Source organism: Streptomyces sp. NPDC024632, assembly GCF_055559175.1.
The window spans coordinates 401,297-408,577 of the sequence record NZ_JBVHLD010000005.1 but is presented as its reverse complement, the minus strand read 5'-3'; the positions used below and the strand labels follow the sequence as shown (position 1 = coordinate 408,577).

General features: G+C 67.1%; 6 protein-coding genes. All 6 read left to right on the top strand.

Annotated elements, in window-relative coordinates; translation table 11 throughout:
• The first annotated feature begins 160 nt into the window (after nt 1–160).
• The 6 genes from ACZ37P_RS13430 to ACZ37P_RS13405 all read left to right on the top strand — a co-directional run bounded on the left by ACZ37P_RS13430 (nt 161) and on the right by ACZ37P_RS13405 (nt 7,084).
• Entirely contained in the window at nt 161–1,093 is a 933-nt protein-coding gene (locus ACZ37P_RS13430) for a carbohydrate ABC transporter permease (RefSeq protein ID WP_355338623.1), read from the top strand.
• Between the two features lie 13 nt (nt 1,094–1,106).
• A complete protein-coding gene (locus tag ACZ37P_RS13425) occupies nt 1,107–2,063 on the top strand; it encodes a carbohydrate ABC transporter permease (protein WP_355338626.1) in 957 nt (318 codons plus the stop codon).
• 261 nt (nt 2,064–2,324) lie between these two features.
• Entirely contained in the window at nt 2,325–3,539 is a 1,215-nt protein-coding gene (locus ACZ37P_RS13420) for an ROK family transcriptional regulator (protein WP_355338629.1), read from the top strand.
• Nucleotides 3,540–3,678: 139 nt separating this feature from the next.
• Nucleotides 3,679–4,761 (top strand): sugar ABC transporter substrate-binding protein, encoded by a 1,083-nt coding sequence (locus ACZ37P_RS13415; protein ID WP_355338632.1) that lies wholly within the window; start codon nt 3,679–3,681, stop codon nt 4,759–4,761.
• 230 nt (nt 4,762–4,991) lie between these two features.
• Nucleotides 4,992–5,780, top strand: coding sequence for an ATP-binding cassette domain-containing protein (locus ACZ37P_RS13410; protein ID WP_188282659.1), 789 nt, complete (start codon nt 4,992–4,994; stop codon nt 5,778–5,780).
• Nucleotides 5,777–7,084, top strand: coding sequence for a sugar ABC transporter permease (locus ACZ37P_RS13405; RefSeq protein WP_355338636.1), 1,308 nt, complete (start codon nt 5,777–5,779; stop codon nt 7,082–7,084). Before ACZ37P_RS13410 ends, ACZ37P_RS13405 begins: the two co-directional genes overlap by 4 nt.
• Nucleotides 7,085–7,281: the final 197 nt, after the last annotated feature.

The window sequence follows — 7,281 nt, the reverse complement described above, 5'->3', positions numbered from 1 at the left end:
GGGGGGGCCAGCACCCCCCCCCCCGCCGGGGGGGGGGGGGGGCAAGGGGGCGCGGAGAAAAAGAAAAGGGGGGGGGGGGGCGTGGGGGGGGGGGGGGGGGGGGGCCCCCCCCCCCCCCCCCCCCCCCACCGGCATAGCCCCTCGATCAGGAGCAGGATCCATGCAGCATCGCAAATACCCCTTCATTGTGGGCTTCCTCATCGTCCCGATCGTCCTGTATGTGACGTTCGTGATCTGGCCGTATCTTCAGACGATCGGCTACTCGCTCACGGACTGGAAGGGCGAGTCCCAGACCTTCAACTTCGTGGGCCTGGACAACTACACGACCCTGTTCCACGACTCCGTCTTCAGAACCGCGTTGTGGCACAACATCCTGCTGCTGATCTTCCTGCCGGTGATCACCATCCTGCTGGCGCTGTTCTTCGCCTTCATGGTGAACGTGGGCGGTCGCAGCACGGCGGGCGGTGTCCAGGGCGTCCGCGGCGCCGGGATCTACAAGGTCGTCTACTTCTTCCCGCAGGTCCTGTCGGTCGCGATCCTGATCGTGCTGTTCGGCGCGGTCTACCGCAGTGACTCGGCCGGTCTGCTCAACGGCGTCCTGGTGAAGCTGCACCTGGAGGACGCCAACAACCCCATCGAGTGGCTGAACGACCCCAACCTCGTGCTCTGGTGCCTGCTGGCGATCCAGGTCTGGGCAGGCGTCGGCTTCTACCTCGTGCTGTTCTCCGCGGCGATGCAGTCCATCCCCAAGGACATCTACGAGGCCGCGCTGCTCGACGGCGCGGGCCGCTCGCAGACCTTCTTCAAGGTCACCCTCCCGCTGCTGTGGGACAGCGTGCAGACCTCGTGGGTGTACATCTCGATCTTCGCGATGGACTTCTTCGCCCTGGTCTCCGGACTGACCCCCGGAACCGGCTACGGCGGTGGTCCCGACCACCACAGCGAGGTCATGGCGACCTACCTGATGCGCAACTTCCTGTCCTTCGGCAAGAGCGGTTACGCCTGCGCACAGGGCGTGATCATCATGCTGGTGACCTTGATCGTTTCCGCTGTCACGCTGCGGGTCTCCCGCCGTGACCGCATCGAGTTCTGAGCGGGGAAGCACCATGACCTCACCCATCACCGAGGCGCAGTCCGGCGGACTGCTGGGCCAGGTACCCGCTCAGGGCGGGCCCGGCAAGAAGCGCAAGGGCAAGGGAGCGGAGGAGGCCGGCTACGACGGAGCCGGCGGCCGGGTGCTCAACGTCTTCTCGCACGGCTTCCTTGCGGTCTGGGCGATCATGATCATCCTGCCACTGGCATGGATCATCCTCAGCTCGTTCAAGAACAACAGCGAGATCGGCTCCAGCGCGTGGTCCTGGCCCTCGCACTTCACCTTCGGCGCGTTCAGCCGCGCCTGGGACAAGGGCATCGGCGACTTCTTCCTGAACACCGTGATCGTGATGGTGTTCTCGGTGCCGCTGACCATGCTCTTCGGCTCGATGGTCGCCTACGTGCTGGCCCGGTACGAGTTCCCCGGCAACAGGTTCATCTACTTCCTGTTCGTCGGCGGCGCGATGTTCCCGTACTTCCTCGCGCTGGTCCCGCTGTTCTTCATGGTGAAGAACCTCGGCATGCTGAACACGTACCAGGGTCTGATCCTGGTGTACGTCGCCTACTCGCTGCCGTTCACGACCTTCTTCATGCACTCGTTCTTCAAGACGCTACCAACGGCCATCCATGAGGCGGCGGTGCTCGACGGCGCCTCGCACACCCGGACGTTCTTCCAGGTGATGGTGCCGATGGCCAAGCCCGGTCTGCTGAGCGTCGGCATCTTCAACGTGCTCGGGCAGTGGAATCAGTACATCCTGCCGGTCACGCTGATGCAGCCGCAGACCAGCACCGACAAGGACCACTCCATGCTGGCCCAGGGCCTGGTGAACCTCGCGCTGTCGCAGGGGTACTCGGGCGACTACCCGGCGCTGTTCGCCGGCATGGTGATCGCGATGCTGCCGGTGCTGGTGGTGTACCTGTCCTTCCAGCGCCAGGTCCAGGCCGGACTCACCGCGGGCACCCTGAAGTAGCCCACGGCGGCGCCCCCGAGCGCCGTTGAGCAGGCCGTACGCCGCGAGGAGCGGCTCCGCGAGGGCGCGGAGCCGCTCCTCGGCGTTGGCGACCGATTCGCATAACGGTGTGGCTCTCCCCCTTGACGGGACATCACCCCAAACACTCAACTTAGAGTTCACATGTTGTAGACGACGGGGTCTCACCGATGTGGCAGGTACGACATCGGTCCGGGTCCCCGTCCGTGCGGGCAGCCGGGACGCTCCGGCTGCCGGGCAGGAGTGGATGTCGTGGTCGAGACTCCGGGATCGCAGTCGTCGCTGCACCGGGCCAACCTGGAACGCGTCGTGCGTGCCGTACGGCTGGCCGGGTCACTCACCCAGGCGGAGATCGCGCGCAGCACCGGCCTGTCGGCCGCGACGGTCTCCAACATCGTCCGCGAACTGCGGGACAACGGCACGGTGCAGGTGACGTCGACCTCCTCGGGTGGTCGGCGGGCCCGCAGCGTGGCGCTGTCCGGTGACGCCGGCATCGTCGTAGGAGTCGATTTCGGCCATTCGCATCTCCGGGTCGCGGTCGGCAATCTGGCCCATCAGGTGCTGGCCGAGCAGTCCGAGCCGATCGACGTGGACGCCTCCGCCTCCCAGGGCTTCGACCGCGCCGAGCAACTCGTCGCGCGGCTGGTGGAGTCCACCGGGATCAACCCCGACAAGGTGCTCGGGGTGGGTCTGGGCGTGCCGGGGCCGATCGACGTGGAGTCCGGGACGCTCGGCTCGACCGCGATCCTGCCCGGCTGGAGCGGTATCAACCCCCGCCAGGAGCTGACCGACCGGCTCGGTGTGCCGGTCCAGGTGGACAACGACGCGAATCTGGGCGCACTGGGCGAGTTGGTCTGGGGCGGCGGCCGGGGCGTGAAGGACCTGGCGTACATCAAGGTCGCCAGCGGCGTCGGCGCGGGCCTGGTGATCGACGGCAGGATCTACCGCGGACCGGGGGGCACGGCGGGTGAAATCGGCCACATCACCCTCGACGAGTCGGGTCCGGTGTGCCGGTGCGGCAACCGCGGCTGCCTGGAGACCTTCACCGCCGCGCGCTATGTGCTCGAACTCCTGCGCGGCAGCCACGGAGATGGCCTAACGGTCCCGAAGATGGTGCAGCTCGCACGCGAGGGCGACCCCGGCTGCCGTCGCGTGATCGGGGACGTGGGCCGCCACATAGGCATGGGCGTGGCCAGTCTGTGCAACCTCTTGAACCCCAGCAGGGTCGTGCTGGGCGGGGACTTGGCCGAGGCGGGGGAGCTGGTGCTCGGCCCGATAAGGGAGTCCGTGTCGCGGTACGCGATCCCCAGTGCCGCCCAACGGCTGTCCGTGGTGCCCGGGTCGCTGGGTGCCCGTGCGGAGGTTTTGGGGGCACTTGCCCTGGTGCTGAGTGAGATGGGTGATTCTACACTGTTGGATGGTAATACTCCGGTTGATACACCCGCCTTTTCGGCATAACTGAGCGTTCACACAGCTAACGAAACGGGTCGTTGCCATCTCGTTAAGTGTTTACTTCTTGACGGCATGGCGTCAGCCGGAGTTGACTCACGAGCACCTCGGCCGCGGTGTTGCGGCCCTGTCAGGGAGGCAACCTCACATGAACGCAATGACGCGTCGAATCGCCGTCGGGACGGTCGCTGTTTCGATCGCGCTCACGATGGCCGCTTGTGGCAAGGCGGGCGACAAGTCGTCCGACAGCAGCAAGGACAAGACCATCGGCCTGCTGCTCCCGGAGAACGCGACCACCCGGTACGAGAAGTTCGACCGGCCCCTGATCGAGGCGAAGGTCAAGGAGCTGTGCTCCGACTGCAAGGTCGACTACGCCAACGCCGCCGGTGACCCCGCCAAGCAGGCGCAGCAGGTCAGCAGCATGATCGCCAAGGGCGTCAAGGTTCTCATCCTGGACGCGCAGGACTCGGTCGGCATCCAGTCCTCGGTCCAGGCCGCGGTCGACAAGGGCATCAAGGTCGTCGCGTACGACCGCCTCGCGCAGGGCCCGGTCTCGGCCTACGTCTCCTACGACAACGAGAAGATCGGCGAGCTCCAGGGCCAGGCGCTGCTCAACGCCATGGGCGCCGACGCCAAGCCGACCTCGAAGATCGTCATGATCGACGGCGACCCGGCCGACCCGAACGCCGCCTCCTTCAAGGCCGGCGCCCACAAGATCCTCGACGGCAAGGTGAACATCGCCTACGAGCAGTCGGGTCTGTGGAAGGACACCGTCGCCAACCAGAAGGTCACCGCGGCGATCACCCAGCTCGGCAAGGCCAACATCAAGGGCGTCTACTCGGCCAACGACGGCATGGCCGGCGGTATCGCCACCGCCCTCAAGGGCGCCGGCATCAACCCGCCGCTGACCGGCCAGGACGCCGAACTGCCCGGCATCCAGCGGATCCTCGCGGGCACCCAGGCCGCGACGATCTACAAGGCGTACCAGCCGGAGGCCGACGCCACCGCCCAGATCGCGGTCGCGCTGCTCGAGGGCAAGGACTTCAAGGACGTCGCCGACACCACCGCCAAGAGCGGCTCGGGCCAGACGGTCCCCGCCCACCTCATCGGCGCCGTCGCGGTGACCAAGGAGAACATCAAGGACACGGTCATCAAGGACAAGCTGTACACCGTGGCCCAGATCTGCACCGCTGAGTTCGCCCAGGCGTGCAAGGACGCGGGCATCCAGTAGTACCCAGGGCCTCGGCCCGCCCCCGAAAGACCTGTCCGGTGCCCCGCCCCCACCATTCCACCCCGCTGCCGGGGCGGGGCACCGGACGGAAACGCTTCCGGGGTAGAGCGTTCGGGGAAGGGGTATGAGCCCGTTCCCCGTTGACTGATGTCATCCCAGTGCTTTATTGCACGTCCCCCGCGGCTGTCCCCCCAGTACGCGGCATCCCCGCCGGTCAGGCGGCGAAGGAGATGGTTCACGTGTCCGCTACGCCCGTGCTGGCGTTGCGCGGAGTCTCCAAGCGATTCGGTGCGGTTCAGGCCCTCACCGATGTCGAGTTGGAGGTCCACGCCGGAGAGGTTGTCGCCCTGGTGGGCGACAACGGAGCCGGTAAGTCCACACTGGTCAAGACGATCGCCGGTGTGCACCCCATCGACGAAGGCGTCATCGAATGGGAGGGCAAGGCGGTCAGCATCAACCGGCCGCAGGACGCCCAGAGCCTCGGCATCGCCACCACGTACCAGGATCTCGCGCTCTGCGACAACCTCGACGTGGTCGGCAACCTCTATCTCGGACGGGAGATCCTCCGGGTCGGAGTGCTCGACGAGGTCACGATGGAAAGGCGTGCGCGCGAGCTGCTCAACACGCTGTCCATCCGGATCCCCAGCGTGCGGATCCCGATCGCCAGCCTCTCCGGCGGTCAGCGGCAGGTCGTGGCCATCGCCCGCGCCCTGATCGGCGAGCCGAAGGTCGTCATCCTCGACGAGCCCACCGCCGCCCTCGGCGTCGAGCAGACCGCCCAGGTCCTCGACCTGGTCGAGCGGCTGCGCGAGCGCGGCCTCGGCGTGATTCTGATCAGCCACAACATGGCTGACGTGACGGCGGTCGCGGACACCGTCCACGTGCTGCGCCTGGGCAGGAACAACGGGTCCTTCCCGGTCAAGGGCACCACGAACGAGCAGATCATCGCGGCCATCACCGGAGCCACGGACAACGCCGTGACCCGCCGTCAGTCGCGCAATGTGGAGGCGGCGAAGTGAGCGACAAGACCACCCTGTCGAAGGCCGACGAGGAGCCGCCGGCCGCTCCGGTCGACGAAATGGCCCCGGCCGCGGTCGAGGTCATCGACCCCCGGCTGCTGGTCCGCCAAGAGGGCTTCAAGGGCTACATCACCGAGTTCAAGCGCAAGCTCAAGGGCGGTGAACTGGGCTCGCTGCCCGTCATCGTCGGCCTGATCATCATCTGGACCGTGTTCCAGCTGAAGGACAGCCTGTTCCTCAGCTCGACCAACATGGTCAACATCAGCTACTTCCTGGCCGCCACCGGCATGATCGCGGTCGGCCTGGTCTTCGTGCTGCTGCTCGGTGAGATCGACCTGTCGGTCGCCTCGGTCAGCGGTCTGTCGGCCGCGATCTTCGCGATCTTCTCCACCACGCACGGCATGAACATGTGGCTGGCGATGATCCTCACGGTCCTCACCGGCATCGGCATCGGCGCGATCCACGGCTTCTTCTTCGCCAAGATCGGCGTCCCCGCCTTCGTGGTCACCCTCGCGGGCAACCTCGGCTGGAACGGCCTGATGCTGTGGCTGCTCGGCTCCACCGGCTCGCTGTCCATCCAGGACAAGGGCCCGATGCACATCCTGGGCCAGCGCTCCTTCTTCATGGACCAGGACATCGCTGGCGCCTACATCCTGGCGACCGTCGGTGTCGTCGCGCTGCTCGCCGGTTCGCTGATCGAGCAGACCCGCCGCCGCAAGGCGGGCGTCCCGTTCCGCCCCACCAGCGAGATCGCGCTGCGCACCGTCGCCCTGGCCGTCGTGGCTTACGTGGCCGCGTACGTGCTCAACAAGTCCGCCGGTGTGCCGAACGCCCTGGTGATCTTCCTGGTCGCCCTGGTGATCTGCGACTTCGTCCTGCGCCGCACGCCCTTCGGCCGCAAGGTCTTCGCGGTCGGCGGCAGCATCGAGGCCGCCCGCCGCGCCGGTATCAACGTGGCGCTGATCCGGATCGCGGTCTTCGCGATCTCCGGCGGCTTCGCCGCCATCGGCGGTCTCTTCCTGGCCGCCCAGACCTACACCGCGACGCTCGCCGCCGGTACCGGCAACCTGCTGATGCTGGCGATCGCCGCCGCGGTCATCGGCGGCACCAGCCTCTTCGGCGGTCGCGGCAACGTCTGGTCGGCGCTGCTCGGCATGCTGGTCATCCAGTCCATCCAGACCGGACTCGACCTGCTCAACATGAACACCTCGATCCAGTACATGATCACCGGCGCCGTTCTGCTCGCCGCCGTGGTCATCGACTCGGTCTCGCGCCGTACGCAGAAGACCTCCGGCCGCGCGTAGCGGCACCGCGTACGACGGCGGCGCGCGTAACGGCTCGTAACAACGCGGGCGGACACGCGCACCGCGGCAGCACCTCGAACCGCCGGGCGGACCTGGAAATCCAGGTCCGCCCGGCGGGTCGCCGTTGTCGCGCCCTGGCATACCCCACACAAGGAGGGCGACAACCCCTTCGCCCGCAGACCCGGATCGTCTGATTG

Bases quoted from the DNA above. Each gene is read 5' to 3' on its own strand.
- ACZ37P_RS13430 (WP_355338623.1), top strand. From the start codon at position 161: ATGCAGCATCGCAAATACCCCTTCATTGTGGGCTTCCTCATCGTCCCG.
- ACZ37P_RS13425 (WP_355338626.1), top strand. From the start codon at position 1,107: ATGACCTCACCCATCACCGAGGCGCAGTCCGGCGGACTGCTGGGCCAG.
- ACZ37P_RS13415 (WP_355338632.1), top strand. From the start codon at position 3,679: ATGAACGCAATGACGCGTCGAATCGCCGTCGGGACGGTCGCTGTTTCG.
- ACZ37P_RS13410 (WP_188282659.1), top strand. From the start codon at position 4,992: ATGGTTCACGTGTCCGCTACGCCCGTGCTGGCGTTGCGCGGAGTCTCC.